The sequence below is a fragment of the Pseudomonas sp. EpS/L25 genome (assembly GCF_001512295.1).
GTDB lineage: Bacteria > Pseudomonadota > Gammaproteobacteria > Pseudomonadales > Pseudomonadaceae > Chryseomonas.
Window position 1 is genome coordinate 312976 of the sequence record NZ_LNUP01000015.1, and the last position, 23769, is coordinate 336744.

The 23769-nt window shown below is 67.6% G+C and carries 16 protein-coding genes; 5 read left to right on the forward strand and 11 right to left on the reverse strand.

Features of this window, described 5'->3' with window-relative positions:
* Positions 1-68: 68 nt before the first annotated feature.
* Complete coding sequence (gene mdtD, locus AR540_RS18025) at positions 69-1502, reverse strand: multidrug transporter subunit MdtD (protein WP_059230637.1); 1434 nt, start codon at positions 1500-1502, stop codon at positions 69-71.
* 75 nt (positions 1503-1577) lie between these two features.
* Complete coding sequence (locus tag AR540_RS18030) at positions 1578-2462, reverse strand: acyltransferase (protein WP_059230639.1); 885 nt, start codon at positions 2460-2462, stop codon at positions 1578-1580.
* A gap of 107 nt (positions 2463-2569) precedes the next feature.
* Here AR540_RS18030 and AR540_RS18035 point away from each other — a divergent pair, with 107 nt between their 5' ends.
* The gene (locus AR540_RS18035; RefSeq protein ID WP_059231573.1) at positions 2570-3838 is read left to right on the forward strand and encodes an HD-GYP domain-containing protein; all 1269 of its coding nucleotides are present in this window, start codon (positions 2570-2572) and stop codon (positions 3836-3838) included.
* Positions 3839-4008: 170 nt separating this feature from the next.
* Here AR540_RS18035 and AR540_RS18040 read toward each other — a convergent pair whose 3' ends face one another.
* From AR540_RS18040 to AR540_RS18055, 4 genes are all read right to left on the reverse strand, one after another.
* Positions 4009-4623, reverse strand: coding sequence for a glutathione S-transferase (locus tag AR540_RS18040; RefSeq protein ID WP_059231575.1), 615 nt, complete (start codon positions 4621-4623; stop codon positions 4009-4011).
* A gap of 124 nt (positions 4624-4747) precedes the next feature.
* Positions 4748-6124 carry a sensor histidine kinase gene (locus AR540_RS18045; RefSeq protein WP_059230642.1) on the reverse strand — a complete coding sequence of 459 codons (1377 nt, stop codon included), beginning with the start codon at positions 6122-6124 and terminating at the stop codon, positions 4748-4750.
* Positions 6121-6795, reverse strand: coding sequence for a response regulator (locus tag AR540_RS18050; RefSeq protein WP_059230644.1), 675 nt, complete (start codon positions 6793-6795; stop codon positions 6121-6123). Before AR540_RS18050 ends, AR540_RS18045 begins: the two co-directional genes overlap by 4 nt.
* A gap of 127 nt (positions 6796-6922) precedes the next feature.
* On the reverse strand, positions 6923-8251 hold the full coding sequence (locus tag AR540_RS18055; protein WP_153014272.1) for a PQQ-dependent sugar dehydrogenase: 1329 nt from the start codon (positions 8249-8251) through the stop codon (positions 6923-6925).
* A 460-nt stretch (positions 8252-8711) separates the two neighbouring features.
* Between AR540_RS18055 and AR540_RS18060 the strand changes: the two genes are divergently transcribed.
* Together AR540_RS18060 and gcvH are read left to right on the forward strand one after the other, a co-directional pair.
* A complete protein-coding gene (locus AR540_RS18060; protein WP_059230646.1) occupies positions 8712-9755 on the forward strand; it encodes a glycoside hydrolase family 5 protein in 1044 nt (347 codons plus the stop codon).
* A gap of 74 nt (positions 9756-9829) precedes the next feature.
* Positions 9830-10213 (forward strand): glycine cleavage system protein GcvH, encoded by a 384-nt coding sequence (gcvH, locus tag AR540_RS18065; RefSeq protein WP_059230648.1) that lies wholly within the window; start codon positions 9830-9832, stop codon positions 10211-10213.
* 81 nt (positions 10214-10294) lie between these two features.
* Here gcvH and AR540_RS18070 read toward each other — a convergent pair whose 3' ends face one another.
* From AR540_RS18070 to AR540_RS18085, 4 genes are all read right to left on the reverse strand, one after another.
* Positions 10295-10606, reverse strand: a complete 312-nt coding sequence (locus AR540_RS18070) for a DUF2388 domain-containing protein (RefSeq protein WP_059230650.1) — start codon at positions 10604-10606, stop codon at positions 10295-10297.
* Positions 10607-10681: 75 nt separating this feature from the next.
* A complete protein-coding gene (locus tag AR540_RS18075) occupies positions 10682-15031 on the reverse strand; it encodes a PAS domain S-box protein (protein ID WP_059230652.1) in 4350 nt (1449 codons plus the stop codon).
* 42 nt (positions 15032-15073) lie between these two features.
* Positions 15074-16855 (reverse strand): GspE/PulE family protein, encoded by a 1782-nt coding sequence (locus AR540_RS18080; protein ID WP_059230654.1) that lies wholly within the window; start codon positions 16853-16855, stop codon positions 15074-15076.
* 189 nt (positions 16856-17044) lie between these two features.
* Entirely contained in the window at positions 17045-18394 is a 1350-nt protein-coding gene (locus AR540_RS18085) for a CYTH domain-containing protein (RefSeq protein ID WP_059230656.1), read from the reverse strand.
* A gap of 170 nt (positions 18395-18564) precedes the next feature.
* Between AR540_RS18085 and argE the strand changes: the two genes are divergently transcribed.
* On the forward strand, positions 18565-19725 hold the full coding sequence (gene argE / locus AR540_RS18090) for an acetylornithine deacetylase (RefSeq protein WP_059230657.1): 1161 nt from the start codon (positions 18565-18567) through the stop codon (positions 19723-19725).
* 158 nt (positions 19726-19883) lie between these two features.
* A complete protein-coding gene (gene argA, locus AR540_RS18095; protein ID WP_059230659.1) occupies positions 19884-21182 on the forward strand; it encodes an amino-acid N-acetyltransferase in 1299 nt (432 codons plus the stop codon).
* An 850-nt stretch (positions 21183-22032) separates the two neighbouring features.
* Here argA and gshA read toward each other — a convergent pair.
* Complete coding sequence (gshA, locus tag AR540_RS18100) at positions 22033-23610, reverse strand: glutamate--cysteine ligase (RefSeq protein WP_059230662.1); 1578 nt, start codon at positions 23608-23610, stop codon at positions 22033-22035.
* Positions 23611-23769 lie beyond the last annotated feature (159 nt).

Consider the following 23769-nt stretch of genomic DNA (forward strand, 5'->3'; position numbering starts at 1 on the left):
ACCCCGGCCAGGCCGGGGTTTTTCATTTCCGGCGCCCGAGACGGTCCTCCCAGGCACCTTGCCGCTCGTCACTCCACGTTCTGGGCGCTCTTCTCGGGCTCCGTGGCCAGGGGCTTGATCCGGCGACCGGTTTCCCGCGAGGCCTGCAGGAAGATCCCGGCGGCCAGCATCGACAGCACACCGACGCTGATGAAGGTGGCGCGGAAGGCGGAGAGCACCTCGGCGTCGCCGTAGTCGTCCTGGAAACCGCCCAGCAGTGCCGCGGCGCAGGCCACCCCGAAGCTCATGGCCAGTTGCATCACCACCGACAGCAGGCTGTTGCCGCTGGCCGCCTGCTGGTCATGCAGGTCGATGAGAGTGATGGTGTTCATGGCGGTGAACTGCAGGGAATTCACCGCGCCGAGGATGCCCAGGTGAATGAGCAGCCAGACGAAGGGCGTGGAAGGGCCGAGCAGGGCGAGGCTGGCGATCAGGCAGCCCAGCAGCAGGGTGTTGCCGACCAGCAGACGGCGATAGCCGAGGCGCCCGATCAGCGGGCCGGCGATGGGCTTGGCCAGCATCGCCGACAGCGCCAGGGGCATCATCAGCAGGCCGGCCTGGGCGGGTGGATAGCCCAGCCCCACCTGGAACAGCAGCGGGATGAGAAAGGGCAGGGCGCCGCTGCCGAGGCGAGCGAAGAGGTTGCCAAAAATGCCCACCGCGAAGCTGCGGATGCGGAACAGGTCGGGTGAGAACAGCGGCTGGTCGTGGTGCAGGGCGCGTAGCCAGTAGGCGACCATGCAGGCCATGCCACCCATCAGCAGCAGCACCACCCGTACGTGGGGCAGGTGCAGTTCGCCGAGGCCTTCCAGAGCGACGCTGATCAGGATCATGGCGCTGCCGAACAGCAGGAAGCCCAGGCCGTCGAAGCGCTGCGGCAGCGGGCTGTGCAGATCGGGCAGCAGCCGGCGGGTCGCCAGGCAGCCGAGGATCCCTACCGGCAGGTTGATCAGGAAGATCCAGTGCCAGGACACGGCCTCCACCAGCCAGCCGCCCAGCGCCGGGCCGGCCAGGGGGCCGATGAGGCCGGGAATGGTGATGAAGCTGAGGACGCGCACCAGCTCGCTGCGCGGATAGACCCGCAGGATCACCAGGCGTCCCACCGGTAGCATCAGCGAACCGCCCAGGCCCTGGATGACGCGCGCGGCGATCAGCAGGTTGAGGCTGGGGGCCAGGGCACAGAGCAGCGAGCCGAAGGTGAAGAGGGCGATGGCGGTGAAGAAGGTACGGCGACTGCCGAAGCGGTCGGAGATCCAGCCCGAGGCCGGGATCAGCAGCGCCACGGTGAGCAGGTAGGCGATCACCACCCCCTGCATGCGCAGGGGATTCTCGCCGAGGTCGGCGGCCATGCGCGGCAGGGCGGTGTTGACGATGGTCGCATCCAGCGACTGCATGAAGAAGGCGACGGCGATCAGCCAGGGGAGCCAGCGGGCGGTGGTGGAATCCAGGGTCGGGGTGGGCATGGTGGGTCCTTGTCGAGACGTCCGACTACCCGCACTCTGACTGCCGGCGGGCGCCAGGGTGCCCCGCGCCGACCGTCATTTCGCGGACTGTAGCAGCGCCTCGATCCGCTGGTCCTTTTCGGCCCAGAGCTGGCTGACCCACTGCTGGAAGTCCGCCCGGAAGGCGGCGTCTTCGCTGTAGTCTCCCGCCCAGCGCGCGGGCTCCAGCGGTCGCGCGCGGATGTCGATGATAACGCGTTTCACCCGTCCGCAGATCAGGTCCCAGAAGCCGGGAACGCGGCCATCGGGATAGACCAGGGTGACGTCCAGCAGGGTGTCCAGCTGGTCGCCCATGGCGGCGAGGACGAAGGCCATGCCGCCGGCCTTGGGCTTGAGCAGGTGGCGATACGGCGAACCTTGCTCGGCATGCTTGGCGGCGGTGAAGCGGGTGCCTTCCAGGTAGTTGACGATGGTCACCGGCTGGCGGCGGAATTTCTCGCAGGCGCGCCGGGTGATGGCGAGGTCCGTGCCCTTGAGTTCCGGTCGGCGGGCGAGCTGTGCCTTGGTGTATCTCTTCATGAAGGGGTAGTCCAGCCCCCACCAGGCGAGCCCCAGGAAGGGTACCCAGATCAGCTCCTTCTTCAGGAAGAACTTGAAATAGGGCACCTTGCGATTGAAGGTCTCGATCAGCGCGGGGATGTCCACCCAGGACTGGTGGTTGCAGATCACCAGGTAGGAGCGCTCCCGGCGCAGCACCTCGGCACCGCGAATGTCCCAGACGGTCGGCGTCAGGCGGGCGAAGATCAGCTTGTTGATCTCCGCCCAGCGCTCGGCGATGTTCATCACCAGCCGTGAGCAGAGATCGCGCAGCGGCGTGATGGGCAGCAGCTTGATCAGCGCGAACAGCATCAACGGACCGATGAGGACGAGAGTGTTGAGCAGGAGCAGGAGGGAGACGGTGATACCGGTGAGGAAGTGCATGAAGGCTCTCGTCTAGAACTTGGGGCGATAGTCTTTAGCGTGACATGACGTTTTGCCATTATCGCACCGACGGGTGGCTACTGCCTGGACGCTGCGAAGTGAACGCCATGCTGAAAAAGATTACCAGTGACCAGGTTTGCCTCGGGATGTACATCCATGGCTTCGAAGGAAGTTGGATCGACCATCCGTTCTGGAAGGCCCGCTTCCTGCTGCAGAACCCCCGCGACCTGGGCAAGATCCGTGACAGCGCGGTGACGGCGGTCTGGATCGACAGCAGCAAGGGCCTCGATTGCCGCGCGGCAGCGCCTGCCGTGGCGAGTGAGTCCCCCGCCTCGTCGGCGGCGACGCCCGCCATGAGCCCGGCCGTGGTCGCGGCCGCTCCAGTCGCCGCCCCCGTTGCCGTAGCGCCCTCCGTCAAGGCACCCGCCGCGGTCCGCCTGGGCAGTTGCCAGCAAGAGCTGGCCCAGGCCGCCGAGGTCAGTACCCACGCCAAGTACCAGGTGGCGCGCCTGTTCCAGGATGCCCGGCTGGGCAAGGCCATCGACCTGGGCGAGATGGATGCGGTGGTCGAGCAGATCTCGGCGTCCGTCCTGCGACATCCCTCGGCGATGATCAGCCTCACGCGGTTGCGCACGGCGGATGAATACACCTACATCCATTCGGTCTCGGTGTGTGCGCTGATGACCGCGGTGGCCCGGCAGATGGAGCTGTCCACCGCCGAGGTGCAGGCCGCGGGCACCGCGGGCCTGTTGCACGACGTGGGCAAGCTGCTGACGCCGCCCGAGGTGCTCAACAAGCCGGGCCGGCTGACCGACGAGGAATTCTCCGTGATGAAGCGCCATCCCGAGCAGGGCGTCGCCCTGCTGCAGGAGTGGCAGGCCTCGGCGGAGACCATCGACGTCTGCCGGCACCATCACGAGAAGTTCGATGGCAGCGGCTATCCCGATGGCCTGGCTGGCACCCAGATCAGCCTGCTCTCGCGGATCGCGGCGGTGTGCGACGTCTACGACGCCATCTCCTCGACCCGTCCCTACAAGACGGCCTGGAGTCCCGCCGAGTCGATCAGGCGCATGGCGGAATGGACGGGGCATTTCGATCCCCAGGTGTTCCAGGCCTTCGTCAAGACTCTGGGGATCTATCCGATCGGCTCCCTGGTGCGCCTGAGCACCGAGCAGCTGGCGGTGGTCGTCGATCAGCATCCGGACAATCTGCTGACGCCCAAGGTGCGGGTGTTCTTCTCCTCCCGCTCGCGGACGCCGCTGCCGCAGCGTCTGCTGGATCTCTCCCGGGCGCCGGCGGGTGAACGCATCCTGCGCCGGGAGCTGCCCGAGGAGTGGGGCTTTCGCAATCTGGAGCGCCTCTGGCAACAGGCCTAGCGTGGTGTTTCAGACGTCCGCGCAAGAATGGGCGAGTGATTTTCTGACATTAGGCTAGGCGCCGCGACGAGTCATAGGAGGGCTATGGCGAGGAGTGGCAACGACGCCTAAGCCAAAAAGCGCCGCCAACATCGTGTAGTTAACTTCTGAAACACCACACCAGCACCCTCTCAGGGGCGGGTAGCCTGCAGCGACGGCCGGTCGCCGTTGCGCGCGTACCAGGCGGCGATGCGCGGACAGTCGCTGCGCCAGGCCCAGGTGGGAATGCGGAAGTCCAGGTAGCCGAGCAGGCAGGCCATGCCGATGCCGGCGACGTCGAACTCGCCTTCCAGCTCGTCGATCGCACCTCGCTCGAAGTAGTCCAGGGCGCGGGCGATCTTTTCCTGCTGGTTGTCCAGCCAGAGTTTCCATTGCATGCCCGGCGGGCGCATGAAGCTTTCGTAGCGGATCTGCACGGCGGCTTCCATCATGGCGTCGCACAGCGAGGCCAGGGTCAGCCGGCGCCAGCGTTCGGGGCCTTCGCGGGGAATCAGGGGCGCCCGCTCATGCAGGGTATCCAGGTAGTCGAGGATGACCCGACTGTCGTGCAGGCAGGTGCCGTCGGCCAGGCGCAGGGCGGGGATCTTGCCGGCGGGATTGGTATCTATGACGTCCCTATTGGGGTTGAGGGGCGTCTGCTGGACGATTTCCACCTCGACCTGCTCGATCAGATCCGTCTCGTGGAGCATGACCACGACTTTGCGACCGAAGGGCGAGGCGGGGGTGTGGTACAGGATCATGGACATGGCCGGGCTCTCCAGATAGCGGGACTGCGCGTCGCCGATGGCGAATCCCGTCACTGTAAGCCTTTGACCGGTCTGGTTGAAAGCCGGCCTTGGTCTTAGCCGGTCGGCGGCCCGGTTATCACCTTCAGGCGCTGCCGGGCAGGTCGATATGGACGCCTAGGCCGCGTCCCTGCAGGCCTTCGCCCAGTTGCAGGCCGCCGCCGTGGATCTCGACGATGCGCTTGACGATGGGCAGGCCGAGACCGCTGCCGCCGTTCTGGCCGGCGCTTTCGCTACGATAGAAGCGGGTGAAGATCATCTCGCGCTCTTCCGCGGTGACGCCCGGACCGCTGTCGCAGACGTCGATCCGCACCCGGCCGGGCGTACCGGCCGCGACCCGCACCAGCACCTGGCCACCGCTCGGCGTGTAGCGGATGGCGTTGCCGACCAGGTTGGTGAGCAGTACGCCGAGCCAGGTGGGAATGCCGCAGAGGCGGACATCCTGGTCTTCCAGGACCAGCTCGATGTTCTTGTCGATGGCCAGGGGTGCCAGTTCCGAGAGGGTGTCCGCGGCCAGGGCACCCAGCTGGACCGGCACGAACTGTTCCTGCAGGGCGCCACTGTCCAGCCGGGCCAGCAGCAGGATCTGCTCCATCAGCTGGCTGATGCGTTCGGCGCTGCGGCGGACCTGGACCAGGCCGCGGGCGTGGGCCTGGGGATCGCTGGATCTCAGGGCTACCTGGGTGTGGGTCAGCAGGCTGGCCAGGGGCGTGCGAATCTCGTGGGCAGCATCGCTGGTGAGTCGCCGCTCGGCTTCCAGGGCGCCGTCCAGGCGCTGCAGCAGGGCATTGATTTCCTCGACCAGCACCGCCGCTTCCTGGGGCACCCGGGCCAGCGGCAGGGGTTCCAGGCGCTGGGCGGAGCGCTGCTTGATCTGCGCCGCCAGTTGCCGCAGGGGTTCGAGGCCGCGGGTCACGCCGAGCCAGATGAGCGCGGCCAGGACCGGCAAGGCCAGCGCCAGGGGAAACAGGGAGCCGAGCAGCAGAAGGTTGATGGCACCGCGGCGGTCGGCGAGATTCTCGTAGATCCAGATGCGTCCGTCACCGCTGGTCAGGCGCAGGATCCGCCAGCGTTGTCCTTCGGCGGTCAGGCTGCTGAAGCCGGGAGGTTGTTCGGCCAGCCCGGGAGGCGCGCCCGGGGTGCCGAGACGCTGATCGCCGGCCTCCAGCAGATAACCCAGGGCATTGCGGCGCTTGAACAGTGGCAGGTCGGCGATGGCCGTGCGACTGCGCTCCAGCATGCGTGCCGCCGGCGGCAAGGTGTGGTCGCTGCCTTCGCTGAGGGTGGCCAGGTGCAGGGCCGCCGCGCCGAAGTCGAGCATGTCCTCGTCGGCCAGGCGATTCACCTGGCGCAGGACCAACTGGTAGGTCACCAGCGCCGCGATCAGCCAGCAGGCGAAGATCCCGCAGAGCAGCAGGGTCAGCAGCCGTCGGCGCAGCGAGGCGGCGGGGCTGTCGCTCATGCCGGAGGGCGCTCGGGCTGGTCGATGCCGTAGCCGATGCCGCGGACGGTACGGATCAGGCTGCTGCCGAGCTTGCGTCTGAGGTGGTGGATGTGAACCTCGATGGCGTTGCTCTCGACGTCGCCGTCCCAGCCATAGAGCGCCTGTTCCAGGCGGTTGCGCGAGAGCACCTTGCCCATGTTCTCCAGCAGCAGGCGCAGCAGGGCGTATTCCCGCGGCGCCAGTTCGACCGGCTGGCCGGCGAGGGTGACGCGGTGGGTGGCCGGATCGACCCGCAGGTCATTGTGCTCCAGCTGTGGCTGGGCACGACCGGCGCTGCGTCGGGTGAGGGCACGGACGCGGGCGAGCAGCTCGTCGAGGTCGAAGGGCTTGGTCAGGTAGTCGTCGGCGCCGGTATCCAGGCCGGTGACCCGGTCGGTGACCTTGTCGCGGGCGGTGAGGATCAGCACCGGGGTGGCATCGCCGCGCTTGCGCAGGCTGGCCAGGACCTCGAGTCCGGAGCGGCGGGGCAGACCGATGTCGAGCACCACCAGGTCGAAGGGATCGGTCTCCAGCGCGGCCTGGGCCGCCTGGCCGTCGGTGACCCAGTCGACGGTGTCGCCTTCCAGGGCCAGGCCGGCGCGGATGCCATCGCCCAGCAGCATGTCGTCTTCGGCCAGCAGTATTCTCATCGCTTTTTCCCAGGCGGTGGTGCGGTTTTACCGCTCCGGGCCTGCCGCGGCAAGAGCGGTGACCACCTGCGGTGGTCAGCTTCAGACTAGGCCGGAGCGCTTAAGGACGGATTAACGCTAGCGTGCCTCAGGGGCGCTGGGCGCTGACGCGCCAGAGGGTGTTGCCGACGTCGTCGGCCACCAGCAGGGCGCCGCGGCCGTCGTTGACCACACCGACCGGTCGGCCCTGGGCTTCCTCCTTGGCGTTGAGGAACCCGGTCAGCAGATCGCGCGGCGGGCCGCTCGGCTGGCCGTCCTGGAACGGCACGAAGATCACCTTGTAGCCGCTCTTGGGATCGCGGTTCCAGGAGCCATGCTGACCGATGAACAGGCCCTGGCGGAAGGCCTCCGGTAGCTGGGTGTCGGCGCTGGCGAAGGCCAGGCCCAGGGAGGCGGTATGGGTGCCCAGGGCGTAGTCGGGGGTGAGCGCCTTGGCTACCAGGTCCGGGCGCGGTGGCTGGACACGGCTGTCGACGTGTTGGCCCCAGTAGCTGTAGGGCCAGCCGTAGAAGCCGCCGTCCTGCACCGAGGTGGCGTAGTCGGGCACCAGGTCGCTGCCGATCTCGTCGCGTTCGTTGACCACCGTCCACAGCTTGCCGGTGGTGGGTTCCCAGTCCAGGCCGTTGGGGTTGCGCAGGCCGGTGGCGAACAGGCGTTTCTCGCCACTGGCGCGGTCCAGCTCCCAGATGGCGGCGCGGCCTTGCTCGATGTCCAGCCCGTTTTCGCCGACGTTGCTGTTGGAGCCGACGGTGAGGTAGAGCTTCTTGCCGTCGCGACTGGCGATGACGTTCTTCGTCCAGTGGTGGTTGATACCCGCCGGCAGCTCGGTGACCGTCACCGGCTGGCCGTCCAGGCGAGTCGCACCGGGACGATAGGTGAAGCGCACCAGGGCATCGGCGTTGGCGACATAGAAGTCGTTGCCCACCAGCGCCATGCCGAAGGGCGAATGCAGGTTCTCGGCGAACACCGTGCGCGTCTCGGCCACGCCATCGCCGTCGGCGTCGCGCAGCAGGGTGATGCGATCGGCGCTGGGGACGCCGGCGCCAGCCTTCTTCATGAACAGGCCGGCGATCCAGTTCTTGAGGCCGGGAAAGCCGTCGCGCTTGGGCGCATTGCTTTCCGCCACCAGTACGTCGCCATTGGGCAGCACATAGAGCCAGCGCGGATGGTCCAGGCCGCTGGCGAAGGCCTTGACCTGGGTGCCGGCCGCCGCGGTAGGTGTCGCGCCCTGGGGCCAACCCACCGCAGTCGCCACGTTGATCGTGGGCATGAAGGTCTGGTGCGGTTCCGGCAGCGTCGGCGCGGGACCGAAGCTGGCCCCCTGCTGCAGTCGGGCGTGCTCGCCGCAGCCGAGCAGGGCGCTGGCGGCCAACGTCAGGCCCAGGGTACGAAACGCGAAGGGGGCGCGCAGGATCATGGCAGAGGCTCTCGCAAGGGATCGCAGGGTAGAGCCTGGTCTGGGGCGAACGTTCCGGATGACCGTGCCCGGCCCATTTCGCGGCGTATCAACCTGACCAAACCTGTAGCAACAGGTTACAACTTGACCCGGAGAGAAGCTCGGGTCTCTTTTCGTTCGCAACCGTTTCGCTTAACCCACCAGCGGTCGCAGAAAACCATGACTGGTCAGGTGGTTAGCTGGCCTGCCTCGCTCCAGGACGGGAGATGCCAGTAATCTGACGCAAAAGGATTGGTTAAATGACTGTTTTTCAAGGGAAAAATTCATTCAAGCCATGAGTTCGCGCGCCGATAGCTGCGTCAACAATGACGACGAAGTCGCGCCACGCGGCGCCGCAGGAGGACGCGGCCGCCTGAGCTCGCCCACGCCAGAGCCCGCTAGCTTGCGGGGGGCGGGGATCCTTTTTCTCATAGGTGCAGTCATGCAATCCCTTACCCGGCGCTTGCGCCACTTTTCTCTGCGTCTTGCCGGTACCCTGGCACTGACCAGCGCATTCTTCGGTTCGGCCCAGGCGGTCGAACTGGTCGGTCTCAACTTCTCCGGGGCCGGCTTCGCCAGCCAGGTGCTACCCGGCATGAACAACCGCAACTACATCTTTCCCAGCGAGCAGCATTTCAAGGACTGGAGCGCCAAGGGCATCAAGCTGGTGCGCTTCCCGATCATCTGGGAACGTATCCAGCCCAAGCTGAATTCGATGCTGGACCCGGACTATGGCGCCCTGGTCACCCAGACCCTCAACTATGCCCAGAAGTACGGTGTGCAGGTGATCCTCGATCTGCACAACTACGCCCGCTATCGCGGCGAGGTGATCGGCGCCGGTAAGGTCACCTACTTCAACTACTGGGACGTGATGTACCGTCTGGCCTTCCGCTTCGGCAAGCACCCGGCGCTCTATGGCTATGACATCATGAACGAGCCCCATGACGCCGTGGCCTTCTGGCCGACCGCGGCCCAGCATGGCATCAACGGCATCCGTACCGTGGACAACGTGCATCCCATCATCGTCGAGGGCAACGGCTGGTCCAGCGCCTCGCGCTGGCCGCAGTGGAACGATCCGCTGCTGGCGCTCAAGGACCCGGCGGATAAGCTGATCTTTTCCGCCCACGTCTATTTCGACAACGATGGCGGTGGTCAGTACGCCAGCAAGGACATGAGCGGCTTCGATCCGATGGTCGGGGTGAACCGGGTCAAGCCCTTCGTCGACTGGCTGAAGAAGAATGGCAAGCAGGGCTACATCGGCGAGTTCGGCGTGCCGGACGATGATCCGCGTTGGCTGCTGGCCATGGACAACATGCTGGCCTATCTCAAGCAGAACTGCATTCCGGCCAGCTACTGGGCCGCCGGCCCGGGCTGGGGCAACTACAACCTGGCGGTGGAGCCCGTCAACGGTGTGGATCGGCCGCAGTGGGCGACGCTGAAAAAGTATGTCGACAACACCAGCTGCGTGCGCATCGGCCCCAATTAGCCGCGCTGACCATGGCGGTCCCCGGGGTTGGCAGGCTACCCTTGCCTTTTAACCGTGCCAGCCCGAGGACCCCCATGAGCCAGATACCCGCCGACCTGCGTTACGCCGCCAGCCACGAATGGGCGCGCCTGGAAGCCGACGGTAGCGTCACCGTTGGCATTTCCGACCATGCCCAGGAGGCCCTGGGCGATGTGGTGTTCATCGAACTGCCGGAAGTCGGCAAGACCCTCGCCGCGGGCGATCAGGCCGGGGTGGTGGAGTCGGTCAAGGCCGCGTCCGACATCTATGCACCGGTGGGGGGCGAGGTGATCGCCGTCAACGAGGCCCTGGCCGATGCACCCGAACAGGTCAATGGCGAGCCTTATGGCGCCTGGTTCTTCAAGCTCAAGCCGCAGGATGCGACCGAGCTGGACAGGCTGCTCGATGCCGACGGCTATCGTCAGGCCAGCGAAAGCTGAGCGAGCCGCCCGGTACCTGGGCGGCCAGTAAAAAAGAACCCCGCGCGGCATGGCCGGCGGGGTTCTTTTTTGCCTGTTCCTTTATTGGGTCAGGATACGCATGGCCAGGTCGCTGTCGCTGGCCTGGAGGCCCGGCTGGGCGGCGCGCATGTCGCGCAGGGCGGCTTCCAGGTAGGGGCCGCGGATCTGGCCGTTGCTGGCCAGATAGGAGCTGGCGTCGTCCTGGGTGGCGGCGACGATCTTGTGGTCGTCACGGCTGGTGGTATAGAACGAGCCGGAGGTAGCCCCCAGGGTCGCGGCGTGGCGCCAGAACTCGGCATCCGCATGGGCCGCGGTGGCGGCGAACAGCGGCAGGCAGGCAAGGGGAACCAGGGCTAGCTTCTTCAGGCGCATGGATGAGATCTCCTTCTTTGAGGTCTCCGTTAGAGAGCAAGGAGGTCCGACGAGTTCCGGACCCTCATCGTCTCGCTAGCCCTGGATCATGCTGTGGATGCGCCGGGCCAGGGCATCGATGTCGAAGGGCTTGATCAGCATGTCCATGTTCTCGCCGAGGAAGTCGCCGCGCACCTTGGCGTTCTTGGCATAGCCGGTGATGAACAGCACCTTGAGCTCGGGTCGCCGCGCGCGGGCGACCTCGGCCAGTTGGCGGCCGTTCATGCCGGGCAGGCCGACGTCGCTGATGAGCAGGTCCAGCCGTTGCTCGCTCTCGATGATCGGCAGGGCGCCGTCGGCGTCGCTGGCCTCCAGCGCGGTGTAGCCCAGTTCGGCGAGCACCTCCAGCACGATCATGCGCACCGCGTACTCGTCTTCCACCACCAGCACGGTCTGGCCGGCTTCGGCGCGCGGGGCGGTCTTGGTCTCCGCTTGCTCGCTGGCTGCCGGGCCGGGCTCCGGATGCCGCGGCAGATAGAGGCTGATGGTGGTGCCCTGACCCTGCTCGGTGTCGATGCGCGCGGTCCCGCCCGACTGCTTGACGAAGCCATAGATCATCGACAGTCCAAGCCCAGTGCCCTGGCCGGCCGGCTTGGTGGTGAAGAAGGGCTCGAAGGCCTTGGCCTTGACCTCCGGCGGCATGCCGGTGCCGGTATCGGCCACGCTCAGGCGTACGTAGTCACCCGGCGTCAGGGATTCGCGCGCGGCCGCTTCCGCGTCCAGGCTGAGGGTCGCCGTGGCGATGCACAGCTCGCCGCCCGCGGGCATGGCGTCGCGCCCGTTGATGACCAGGTTGAGCAGGGCGTTCTCCAACTGGTGGGCATCGCTGTGGGCGAGCCAGGCCAGCGGGGCCAGGTCCAGGCGCAGGGCGACGTTCTCGCCCACGGTGCGTACCAGCAGGTCTTCCAGCGACTGGATCAGCTGGTGCACGTCCACCGGCTGCGGATCCAGGGTCTGCCGGCGGGCGAAGGCCAGCAGGCGGTGGGTGAGGGCGGCGGCGCGATCGGCGGAGTTGACCGCAGCATTGATGTAGCGATCCAGGTCCTGGGTGCGGCCGTTGGCGATGCGCAGGCGGATCAGGTCGAGCGCACCGACGATACCAGTGAGCATGTTGTTGAAGTCATGGGCGATGCCGCCGGTGAGCTGGCCGATGGCTTCCATCTTTTGCGACTGGCGCAGCGCTTCCTCGGTCCTTTCGCGCTCGTAGATCTCGGCGATCAGGCGGGCGTGACTGCGCCCCAGCTCCTGGGTGCGCTCGACGATCCGCTGCTCCAACTGGTCGGTGGTCTGGCGTGCCTCGGTGATGTCCACCCCGCAGCCGACCAGGCCGTGGAATTCGCCGTCGACTTCCAGCCGGGGCGTACCCTCCAGGCGCAGCCAGCGCCACTCGCCCTGGGCGTTGCGCACCCGCACCTCGGCGCGCAGGGCACTGTGGGTGGCGATGGCCTGATTGAAGGCGCCCTCGAATGCCGGGCATTCCGCCTCCGGCAGCAGGGCGCTCCAGCCCTGACCGCGCAGCTCGGCATCGTGCAGGTCGAATTCGCTGGCGAAGCGTTGGTTGACGAACTGCAGCTGGCCCTCGGCATCGCAGGCCCAGATCAACACGGGAGCGCTGTCGGCCATCAGGCGGAAGCGGCCCTCGCTCTCGCGCTGGGCGTCCTGGGAGCGCTGCCGGCAGATGGCCGACCAGAGTCGGTCGGTGACGTCGCGCAGGAACTGCACCTCGCCTTCCGTCCATAGCCGGGCGCGCTGATCGTGGGCGACGAAGAGGGCGCGCAGGCGGCCATCCTCGTAGAGTGGGATGTCGACCAGCGCGGCGATCTCCAGGTCGAGCAGGCGCTGGGCATTGGCCTGGGCACGGGGGTCCTGGCTGACGTCCTCGATGACCAGCGGCGCCTCGCCATCCTGGGTACCCAGGCTGTCGGGGGCGAGCAGCGGATAGGCCAGTGCCTGGTCGAAGCTGCCATTGGGGGTCCACACCTGCTGCGGGACGAAAGCGCCGCGGCTTTCGTCGAGCAGGGCATAACCCACCCGACGCAGGCCGAGGCGTGCGCCCACCAACTCCAGGGCGGCGGCCACCCCGGTGATTTCCGGATCGCCTTCGCGCAGGCGGTCGCCCAGTTCGATGAGGGCATGCTGGCGGGCTTCCGCTTCGCGTCGCTCTTCGATCTGTCGGCGTAGCTGGCGATTGGTCTCGCTGATGCGGTCAGCGTCCTGGCGCTCGCGGGTGATGTCGCGGGCGATGCCGAGCAGCCGCCGGTGGCCTCCCGGCTCCTGGCGCTCGCGTCCACGGATGCTCAGCCAGACTGGCTCGCCCTGCCGCGGACTACGCACGCGGAAGGTCAGGCGCAGGTCGTAGCCGCTCCCCTGACTCTGAATGGCAGCGCTCACGTAGGCGCGTACCCGCGGTGCGTCGGCCGGATGCAGGGCGCGCAACAGGGCCGCGCCACGCAGGGTACGGCGCCGCTCCGGGGCGCCGACCAGATGGGCCAGGCGGGCGTCCCAGCTGATCAGGTCGCGGTCGATGTCGTAGTCCCAGACGCCCAGGTCGGCGACGTCCATGGCCAGGGCGATGCGCTGCTCGGCCAGGCGCAGGGCATCGGCCGCGGCGGTGCGCTCGATGACGATGCGGATGCGCTCGGCCACTTCGCGCACCAGCGCCACGTCGCCGATGGTCCAGTGGCGGGGCGTGTCGGCATAGAGGAACAGCAGCCCCACCAGCTTCTCCTCGGCCAGCAGCGGTACCACCAGGCCGGCGCGCACGCCGTGCTCCACCAGCAGGTCGCGCATCTCGCCCAGGCGCTGGTCCTGGGCGCTGTCTTCCACGCTGACGATGATGCCGCGGCGCAATTCGCCCACCGCCGAGGTGTGCCAGTGCGCCAGGCTGGACAGGTTGAGGCGGCGCGTGCGGTCGCCGGCGAGCCAGTCGCTGTCGATGATCAGGCGGCCATCGCCACCGACCCGGGCATAGCCGATGCGCTGCACGCCGAGCAAATGGCCGAGGCTGTCGCCCAGCACCGAAGCCACTTCACCGGTATGGGTCACGCCGTGCAGCAGGTCACCCAGCTCCAACAGGAACCGCTGGCGGTCGTGGCTGCGGATGCGTTCGCTGAGGTCGACGAAGGTACAGATGGCGCCCTGTACCTCGCCGTCGCGCCAGAGGGGCTGGGCGCGCCACTCCACCGGCAGCAGGCTGCCGTCTTCGCGCAGCAGGGAGTCGGCGGACAGGTGCAGGGTCTCGCCCTGGCGGGCCACGCGGTGCAGCGCCTGGGCGCCGTCCTCGCTGCGCGCCGAGCCGAGGCGAGTGGTCAGGGGTTCGTCCAGGCCGTCGCGATCCTCGGCCAGACCGAGCATCTGGCGGAAGGCGCGGTTGCACAGCGTGGTGCGCCCCTCGCGATCCAGGGCACAGAAGCCTTCGTGGGTGGATTCGAGCAGCAGGTGGGCGAAGGCCTCGCTTTCCTGCAGGGCCGTCTCGGCCCGCTTGCGACTGTCGATGTCCTGGGCCACGCCGACCCAGTGCTCGATCTCGCCGCTGGCGTTGGTGAAGGGCATGGTGCGGGTTTCGAACCAGCGATAGTGCCCCTGGGCATCGCGCAGTTGCAGTTCCAGGCTGCCGGCGACGCGCTGCTGGCGTACCTCGCTCCAGCGCCGCAGCAACTGCTGGCGCTGCTCGGGATGGATGGCTCCGGCCCAGAGATCGGGGTCGGCCGCCGTACGCTCGGGGCTCAGGCCGCTGTATTCGTACCAGTAGCGATTGGCGTACTCGAAGGTGCCGTCGGGGCGTGCGAACCAGATGATCTGCGGATTGACGTCCATCAGCGCCCGGTAGTGGGTTTCATCCAGGGTGCTGTGACGCGCCGGAGGCAGCGTCGCGCGGCGCGCCTCGAACAGTCGCAGTACCTGCCGCGCCAGGCGCTCCAGGCCTTCCAGGCGCGTCGCGCTCAACTCCCGCGGCTGCCAGTCGAAGACGCAGAGGCTACCGAGGAAGATGCCCTCGGCGGTACGCAACGGGGCGTCGGCATAGAACCTCAGCCCCGCTGGATCGGCCACCAGCGGATTGTCGGCGAAGCGGGGGTCCTGGCTGAGATCGACGATCTGCCGAGCTGCTTCGGCGGCGTGCCCCGGCTGGCAGAAGGACAGCGCCAGCGGCATGGTCGCGATGCCCAGCCCGCGCTCGGCCTTGAACAACTGTTGGTGCTCGCCCAGCAGGTTGACGGCGGCGATGGGTGTTTCGCAGAGGGTGGCGGCGACCTCCACCAGGTCATCGAGCGCCGGGTCCGGCTCACCGTCGAGCAGGCCATAGGCGGCCAGCGCCTCCAGCCGGCGACGGCTCAGCGCTGCCTCGTCGGCACCCTCTGCCGGGGTGTTCTCCAGGGTTGTCTGCACGGCTCGCTATCCTTGTTCCGCTCGCGGGGCGCTGATGAGGCGCTAACGTTCACTCTGGGGCGTGACGCGCAATACTTCTTCCACGGTAGTGAGACCGGCGGCGATCTTCTGCGCGCCCGACAATCTCAGGCTGCGCATGCCTTCCTTGAAGGCCTGGCGGCGCAGGGCGGTGATGTCGGTATCGCCCGTCACCAGTTCGCGCAGACTATCCGAGAGGGTGAGGATTTCGTAGACCCCGGCGCGACCCCGGTAGCCGGTGTCGCGACATTCCGGACAGCCCACCGGCTGCATCGCCCCGGTAGGCAGTGGCGCATTCCAGGGCTTGGTCAGCTCCTGCCAGGTGGCCGGGTCCAGCTCGGTGGGGGTCTTGCACGCCGGGCAGAGGGTGCGCACCAGGCGCTGGGCCATGACGCCGAGCACCGTGGCGCGGATCAGGTAGTAGGGCACCCCCAGTTCGATCAGCCGGCTCACCGAGCTGGGCGCATCGTTGGTGTGCAGGGTGGAGAGCACCAGATGACCGGTGAGCGCCGCCTGAATGGCCATTTCGGCGGTCTCCAGGTCGCGGATCTCACCGATCATGATGATGTCCGGGTCCTGCCGCATCAGCGCCCGTACGCCGCTGGCGAAGGTCACCTCGATATTGGGCTGCACCTGCATCTGGTTGAAGGCGTCCTCCACCATCTCGATGGGGTCTTCGATGGTGCAGACGTTCACCTCGGGCGTGGCCAGCTGCTTGAGGGTGGTGTAGAGCGTGGTGGTCTTGCCCGAACCGGTGGGGCCGGTGACCAGGATGATGCCGTTGGGCTGGCCGGTCATGCCGGCCCAACGCTTGAGGTCGTCGGCGGAGAAGCCGAGCTGGTCGAAGCTCTTGAGCAGCACGTCCGGGTCGAAGATCCGCATCACCAGCTTCTCGCCAAAGGCGGTGGGCATGGTCGACAGGCGCAGCTCCACTTCCTTGTCGCCGGCCATGCGTGTCTTGATCCGGCCGTCCTGGGGCTTGCGCTTCTCGGCGACGTTCATACGCCCGAGGTTCTTGATCCGGCTGACCACCGCCAGGGTGACCTGGGCCGGGAACTGGTAGACGGTGTGCAGCACGCCATCGATGCGGAAGCGCACCGCGCCCTGCTCACGGCGTGGCTCGACGTGGATATCGCTGGCGCGCTGCTGGAAGGCGTACTGGAACAGCCAGTCGACGATGTTGACGATATGGGCATCGTTGGCGTCCGGCTCGCTGTCGCCAGCGCCCAGGTTGACCAGTTGCTCGAAGTTGCCGACACCGCTGGTCTTCTGCTCCACCGCCGAGGCACCGGTGACCGAGCGCGCCAGGCGAAAGAATTCCTGGGTGTAGCGGGTGATGTCGGCGGGGTTGGCCACCACGCGCTTGATCGGCCGCTGCAGCACATGGGTGAGGTTGCTCTCCCAGCTGTGCACGAAGGGTTGGGCGCTGGCCACCGTCACCTCGTCCGGGCTCACCGCCACGGCGAGGATCTTGTTGCGCTGGGCGAAGGCGTAGGACATCAGCGGAGTGACCGAGGCCACGTCCACCTTGAGCGGATCGATGCGGTAGAAGGGCTGGCCGGAGTATTCGGCCAGCCAGCGGGTCAGGCTGTCCAGATCCAGCTTGCGCCCGGGACGGGCGAGATCGTCCACGCTCTGCGCCGCCAGGAATTCCAGCGGATGCTGCTGCGGATTGGCGGAGCCTCGGCGCAGCAGCAGGCACTGTTCGGCGGTCTGCTGGTCGATCCGCTGCTGGCTGACCAGCTCGCGCAGGATATCGCCCAGATCGAGCCAACGGTCGGCGGAAGGAGAGGCTATGGCGGACATCTGGACTCCTGATTAAAGGTGGTCGCACTCGGGTTACGCCCGGTACCTGACCGGGGGTGGCCGTCCTGTCGTATCCGCCAGGACGGCCGCCTCCTTCAGCATAGCGACTTTACTTTAAGGAATCGCTCGCGGCCTTGTGCCATCAGGATGGACGGCTCGGAACGCCTGGCGTTCCTGCTTTCCGGCAGCTCAGACCAGGGCTTTCCAGGGCGCCAGGCCATGGACCAGACGGGCCTGTTCGGCCACTCCAGCGAGGTCGCCATGGGCGCTCAGCGGCGCCAGCTTGCCCAGCTCGCCATAGAGCCGGTCGGCCTCGGGCAGGTCCAGGGCGCCACGCGCCAGGTGCAGCCACACCTGCATCCGCTCCAGGCGCGGCAACTGCTGCTGGATTAGCTCGGGCTCGGTGATGGCGCGCAGCAGCGGCAGCTCGGCGGCTTCCTGGGCCAACAGCCGCGGCAGCCACTGGCCGAGAGGGGTTGCGCCCTGGCGCTCGCCACGACCGGTGCGGCCCTGGGTCCAGGCGCGCTCATGCAGCCAGCGGGCAGCGCGCAGGGAGAACAGCCCCCAGCGCGGCTGCTCCAGCTCGGCGGCGAAGCGCTGCGGTGCCTGGCGGCGGGCGTCCTCGTCGTCCTGGCCGATCACGGCCAGCGGGCGCCACTCGCTGAGCAGCTCGTCGAGCGTCTGGCGCAGGTCGCGGCTGGTCGCCCGGGGTGCGGCCTGGCCGAGGCTGCCGAGCAAGGCGCGCAGATCGATCAGTTGGTGCACCCAGTCCACCAGCAGGCGCCAATGACCGTTCCAGCGATATTGCTCGGCCAGGCGCTGGCTGCCCGCCAGCAGGTGCCAGCCGAGGCGGGCGACGGCGTCGTCCAGTGGCGTGTCGGCGTCCAGTTCGGGCGCGGGCAGATAGAGGGTGTAGCTCGAGGCATCGTGCAGACGGTAGCCGCGCTCGGCCTTGCTGATGTCGCAGGGCATCAGGGGTAGCTCGGCCGCCAGTTGTTCGGCCAGTTCCAGCAGCGCTGCCGGTTCGCCCTGGCGCAATTCCAGCTCCACCTCGGCGATGGCGTCGCGTTGTTCGCCCGCGCGCACCTCGCCCTGGTCGAGGGCGACTTCGATGATCGTCCGGGCCTTGCCACGGCCCCAGGCGATTTCCGCGGCGTCACGGACGAAATCGGTGTCGAACACCGGCTGCAGGCGGCGCAGGTCCAGCTCGGCCAGCTCCGCGGGCCAGCAGCTGGCGTCGAACAGCGAGGTGTCCAGGGTGGCGTCGGCCAGCGGCCATTCCCACTCGTTGCGCTCGGACAGTCCCGCCACGCTCTGGCCACGGCTCTTGAGCGTCTGGATGTAACGGTCGCCGTCGCGGCGTACCCGAAGGGCGACCTTGGCATGGGCCAGGTCGCGAGTGTCGGTGTCGTAATAGCAGTTGGACAGCTCGTGGCGTTGCCAGCCGTCCTTGCAACGCTTCTTGAGCAGGGGATGAGCGCGCAGGGCGTCGAGGGTGGCCGCACTGGCGCGCAGCTTGATTTCGGTTTCTTTGGCCATTGGAGGATCCTGGCGCCGGAAGAGAACGGTCCGGCTCCGTGCCGAGCGCGTCATGACGACGGAGGGCGAGAACGTGGGCGCTAGTTTAGCCCGTCCCGGCCCCCTGGCGCATGAAGGTTTCATCCCAGGGCGGATGGCGCCATCATGGAGCGGTGTCCAGGAGACCCCCGATGACCCTGCCTGCCCTCAAGTCGCTGTTCGCCACCCTGATCGCCGAGCCCTCGGTGAGCTGCACCCAGCCAGCGCTGGACCAGTCCAACGCGGGGGTGGTCACTCGCCTGGCCGACTGGTTCGGCGCCCTGGGCTTCGCCTGCGAGACCCAGGAAGTGGCGCCGGGCAAATTCAATCTCATCGCCACGCTGGGCAGTGGTCCGGGAGGGCTGGTGCTGGCTGGCCACACCGACACAGTGCCCTACGACGAAGCGCTCTGGCAGGCCGATCCCTTGCGGCTGCGCGAGGCCGACGACCGCTGGTACGGCCTCGGCAGCTGCGACATGAAGGGCTTCTTCGCCCTGATCCTCGACGCCGTGCGCGACCTGGGGCCACGCCAGCTGCGCCAGCCGCTGATCGTGCTGGCCACCTGCGACGAGGAATCCTCCATGGACGGCGCCCGCGCGGTGGCCGAGGCCGGCCGCCCCCTGGGCCGCGCTGCGGTGATCGGCGAGCCGACCGGCCTGAAGCCGATCCGCCTGCACAAGGGCATCCTCATGGAGCGCATCGACATCCTCGGCCAGAGCGGTCATTCCTCCGATCCGACCCTGGGCCGCAGCGCCCTGGACGCCATGCAGGCGGTGATGGGGGAACTGCTCGAGCTGCGTGCCCAGTGGCAGCGCGAATACCGCAACCCGTTGTTCCTGGTACCCCAGCCGACCCTCAACCTGGGCTGCATCCACGGCGGTGACAACCCTAACCGCATCTGCGGCCAGTGCGCCCTGGAATTCGACCTGCGCCCGCTGCCGGGCATGCAGCCGGACGCCCTGCGCGCTGTCATCCGCGGGCGGCTGCTGCCGCTGGCCGAGCGCTTCGGCGTGCGGATCGACTACCAGCCGCTGTTTCCCGCGGTGCCGCCCTTCGAACAAGCGGCCGAGGCCGAGCTGGTGCGCCTGGCCGAGCGTCTCACCGGCCACCGCGCCGATGCCGTGGCCTTCGCCACCGAGGCGCCCTATCTGCAGGCGATCACCCAGGAGGTGCTGGTGCTCGGGCCCGGCGACATCAGCTGCGCGCACCAACCAGAGGAACACCTGGACCTGGCACGGATCGCGCCGACCGTGAGTCTGCTACAGGCCTTGATCCGCCACTACTGCCTGGGCGACGCGGTGGTCGCCCGATGAATTGGCCGGTCGCCCGACGTGACTTTTTGTAAACTCCGGGTGGTCTACTGACGCCGATTGCCCATCTCTTGTCGAGGAACCTCCGTGCTGCGACGACGCTGAACGCCCTGCCTGCCTTCGTTCACCCTCCCGCCTATCCACCAAGGGTCTTCGTCTCGATGCACGACTACGTCAACTGGCTCCGCCACGCCTCGCCCTATATCAACGCCCACCGCGACGCCACCTTCGTCGTCATGCTGCCCGGTGACGGCGTCGACCATCCCAACTTCGGCAACATCGTCCACGACCTGGTGCTGCTGCACAGCCTGGGCGTGCGCCTGGTACTGGTGCACGGCTCGCGCCCGCAGATCGAATCGCGCCTGGCCGCCCGCGGCATCGAACCGCGCTTCTACAACGACCTGCGCATTACCGATGGCCCCACCCTGGAAGCGGTGATCGATGCCGTCGGCAGCCTGCGCATCGCCATCGAGGCGCGGCTGTCCATGGACATGGCCGCCTCGCCCATGCAGGGCTCACGCCTGCGGGTCGCCAGCGGCAACCTGGTCACCGCGCGCCCGGTCGGGGTGCAGGACGGCGTCGACTTCCACCACACCGGCGAGGTCCGCCGTATCGACCGCCGCGGCATCGGCCGGCTGCTCGACGAGCGCACCATCGTGCTGCTCTCGCCGCTGGGCTACTCCCCTACCGGCGAGACCTTCAACCTGGCCTGCGAAGACGTCGCCATGCGCGCCGCCATCGACCTGGGCGCCGACAAGCTGGTGCTTTATGGCGCCGAGCCGGGGCTCCTGGACGAACAGGGCGCGCTGATCCGCGAGATCGGCCCGCAGCAGATCGCCAGCCACCTCAAGCGTCTCGGCAGCTCCTACCAGGCCGAGCTGCTGGACGCCGCCGCCCAGGCGACCCTGGGCGGCGTGCGCCGCTGCCATATCGTCGGCTATGCCGAGGATGGCGCCCTGCTCACCGAACTCTTCACCCGTGCCGGCAGCGGCACCCTGGTGGCCCAGGAACCCTTCGAGACCTTGCGCGAGGCCACCATCGCCGACGTCGGCGGTCTGATGGAACTGATCCGCCCGCTGGAAGAGCAGGGTATCCTGGTGCGCCGCTCGCGCGAGGTGCTGGAGCGGGAGATCGAGCAATTCAGCATCGTCGAGCGCGAAGGCCTGATCATCGCCTGCGCCGCGCTCTATCCCATCGCCGACTCGGCGGCGGGCGAGCTGGCCTGCCTGGCGGTCAATCCCGACTACCGCCACGGCGGCCGCGGCGACGCCCTGCTGGCGCGCATCGAACAGCGCGCCCGTGAGCGTGGCCTGAGCACCCTGTTCGTCCTCACCACCAAGACCGCCCACTGGTTCCGTGAACGCGGCTTCGAACCGAGCGGCGTGGAGCGCCTCCCCGCGGCGCGGGCGTCGCTGTACAACTTCCAGCGCAATTCGAAGATTTTCGAGAAGGGGTTGTAAGGGCGAACTCGGACGTAGGTTGGGCCGAGACGCACCATCGTCGAAGCCCAACGCTTGGGTTCTGGCTTATCGCTGCACTGGCTGATTACCGAGTTTTCGGATGGTTCTTGTTTCGCCCCCTCGGGCGAGTCACTTTTGCCAGTCGCGGCAAAAGTAACCAAAAACGCTGTCCCCACGTTTCGGCCCTGCGCTGCGCTCCGGGTCCCCTCGCTCCGGCGCCGCTCCAGGGGCACGGCACGAAGGGGCTTCCTGCCCCTCGCGCCTTGCTCGGCGTCCTGCCTCGCATCCCCCTCCGCGACACCTACGCTCGGCCTCACTGACGGGGACGGGGCGCCAGCCTGAGGATTCGGTATTTACCGTTTCTGTAGCGTGGAAAACCGCGCAGCGTTTTCCACCGGTGCATAACGCCGATCCCTGTGGACAAGGCTTCGTCGTTGTCCACGCTACGGGCTACGGGCTACGGGCTACGGGCTACGGGCTACGGGCTACGGGCTACGGGCTTTTTTGGCTATTCAACCAAAACTTTCAGGCTGGCGAATCGCCCCGTTCAGGAGGGCGAACGCCAGTGTCGTGGAGTGGGTCGAGCCGCATGGATGCGGCGAGAGGTCCAGTGGGCCATGGACGGCCTATCTGGACCGACCCCGGAACGGCGCTGGCGTGAGCGGACCCGAAGCGTAGCGTAGGGCCGGATGGTCGGGGCAAGCGGTTTTGGTTACTTTTGTCGCGACTGACAAAAGTGACTCGCTCGGGAGAGCGAAACAAGAAGTGCCAGCAAAACTCGGTAACCGGCTAGGGCACCAATAACCCAAAGCGTCGGGCTTTGCTCTCGCTCAACCCAACCTACGCCACCCTACACCCCAATCGTCGCCAAAATACTCGCCTGATACGCCGCCACGAAGGTATCGAAATCCCCCTGGGGCGCCGCCTCGATCTCCGCCTGCTCCTCCAGCGACTGCCGCGCCATCTGGGCGTAGCCTTCCCGCGCGCCGTCGTTCAGCGGATGGGCGGCGAAGTAGGCGGCATGGGCCTCGCTCTGACGCAGACCGAACTCGGCGAAGCTCTCGCCGCGCTCGCGCAGTTCCTGCAGCACCCGCGCCGAAGGCGTGAGGCGGACGTCGGCGAATTTCTGCCGCTGCACGGCCACGGCCTGGCGATGGGCATCGCCGCCCAGGCTGGCGTCCAGGGTCTCGGCGCAGCGCTCGATCTGGTCGAGCATCTCCGCCGCCCAGTCGATCATGGTCACCGAGGCGCCGTGACGTTGCAGACGCAGGCCCGGCTTGCGGCCTTCGCGCACCACGCTGGCGAAGTTGTCGGTACATTCGCTGCACTCGCCGTTGAGCGGCGGACTGCCTTCCAGCGCGCAATAGAGCAGGAAGGCGTCGAGGAAGAGGGCGGTGGTGGTGTCGATCCCCAGGGGCAGGAAGGGGTCGATATCCAGGCAGCGCACCTCGATGTACTGCACGCCACGGGCCATCAGCGCCTGCACCGGGCGCTCGCCGCTGCGGGTGACCCGCTTCGGGCGGATGGTCGCGTAGTACTCGTTCTCGATCTGCAGGATGTTGGTGTTGAGCTGCACCCACTCGCCGTTCTGGTGAGTACCGATCTCCGCGTAGGGCGGGTAGGGCGTGCCCACCGCGCGCCTGAGGCTCTCGGTGTAGGTGGTCAGGTCGTTGTAGTCCGGCGTCAGGCTGGCCTGGGCATTGCTCTGGTAGCCCAGGTCGCTCATACGCAGGCTGGTCGCATGGGGCAGGTACAGTGTCCGCTCGTCCAGGGTCTGCAACAGATGCGGACGGCCGCGCAGGAAGCCGGCATCCAGCGCCGGCGAGGCGCCGAACAGGTACATCAGCAGCCAGCTGTAGCGCCGGAAGTTGCGGATCAGGGCGATATAGCGCGCCGACTGGTAGTCGCGAGCTTCGCGTGCATCGCCTTCACTCTGGCGCAGCAGCTCCCAGGCCGACTCCGGCAGCGAGAAGTTGTAATGGATGCCGGCGATGCACTGCATGGTGCGGCTATAGCGCAGCGCCAGCCCGCGGCGATAGACATGCTTGAGCCGGCCGATGTTGGAACTGCCGTAGTCGGCGATGGGAATCTCGTCCTCCGCCGGCAGCGCGCAGGGCATGGAGCCACTCCACAGCCGCTCGCCGTCGAGCTGGGCGACCGCGGCGCGATGCACGAGATCCAGCGCCGCCAGTACCTCGGGGGTGCGGGTGCCGGTAGGGGTGATGAATTCCAGCAACGCCTCGGAGTAGTCCGTGGTGATCTGCGGATGGGTCAGGGCCGAGCCCAGGGCCTCGGGATGGGGCCGCTGGGACAGCTGGCCGCGGACGTCGACGCGCAAGGCCTCACGCTCGATGCCGTGCAGGCATTCGGTCAGGAGACGGGCATCAGCGCCGAGCAGCGCCAGGCGGCGGGACAGGATATCGCTCAAGTTGACTTCCTTTGGCGGTACTCGCCCCGGGCAGGGTAGAAACCGACTGAAATGTGGGGGTCGGCCAGGGCCGACGCGGGGCGGCGGCAGTCACTGCCGCGGTCCGGGTTCAAGCCTCAGACCGTAACCCGCTCAGTTGGCTCCCAGCGTAGCTCAGGC

Excerpts from the sequence above, each read along its gene's own strand:
- mdtD (WP_059230637.1), bottom strand. The coding sequence starts at position 1,502 with ATGCCCACCCCGACCCTGGATTCCACCACCGCCCGCTGGCTCCCCTGG.
- AR540_RS18030 (WP_059230639.1), bottom strand. The coding sequence starts at position 2,462 with ATGCACTTCCTCACCGGTATCACCGTCTCCCTCCTGCTCCTGCTCAAC.
- AR540_RS18035 (WP_059231573.1), top strand. The coding sequence starts at position 2,570 with ATGCTGAAAAAGATTACCAGTGACCAGGTTTGCCTCGGGATGTACATC.
- AR540_RS18040 (WP_059231575.1), bottom strand. The coding sequence starts at position 4,623 with ATGTCCATGATCCTGTACCACACCCCCGCCTCGCCCTTCGGTCGCAAA.
- AR540_RS18045 (WP_059230642.1), bottom strand. The coding sequence starts at position 6,124 with ATGAGCGACAGCCCCGCCGCCTCGCTGCGCCGACGGCTGCTGACCCTG.
- AR540_RS18050 (WP_059230644.1), bottom strand. The coding sequence starts at position 6,795 with ATGAGAATACTGCTGGCCGAAGACGACATGCTGCTGGGCGATGGCATC.
- AR540_RS18055 (WP_153014272.1), bottom strand. The coding sequence starts at position 8,251 with ATGATCCTGCGCGCCCCCTTCGCGTTTCGTACCCTGGGCCTGACGTTG.
- AR540_RS18060 (WP_059230646.1), top strand. The coding sequence starts at position 8,712 with ATGCAATCCCTTACCCGGCGCTTGCGCCACTTTTCTCTGCGTCTTGCC.
- gcvH (WP_059230648.1), top strand. The coding sequence starts at position 9,830 with ATGAGCCAGATACCCGCCGACCTGCGTTACGCCGCCAGCCACGAATGG.
- AR540_RS18070 (WP_059230650.1), bottom strand. The coding sequence starts at position 10,606 with ATGCGCCTGAAGAAGCTAGCCCTGGTTCCCCTTGCCTGCCTGCCGCTG.
- AR540_RS18080 (WP_059230654.1), bottom strand. The coding sequence starts at position 16,855 with ATGTCCGCCATAGCCTCTCCTTCCGCCGACCGTTGGCTCGATCTGGGC.
- AR540_RS18085 (WP_059230656.1), bottom strand. The coding sequence starts at position 18,394 with ATGGCCAAAGAAACCGAAATCAAGCTGCGCGCCAGTGCGGCCACCCTC.
- argE (WP_059230657.1), top strand. The coding sequence starts at position 18,565 with ATGACCCTGCCTGCCCTCAAGTCGCTGTTCGCCACCCTGATCGCCGAG.
- argA (WP_059230659.1), top strand. The coding sequence starts at position 19,884 with ATGCACGACTACGTCAACTGGCTCCGCCACGCCTCGCCCTATATCAAC.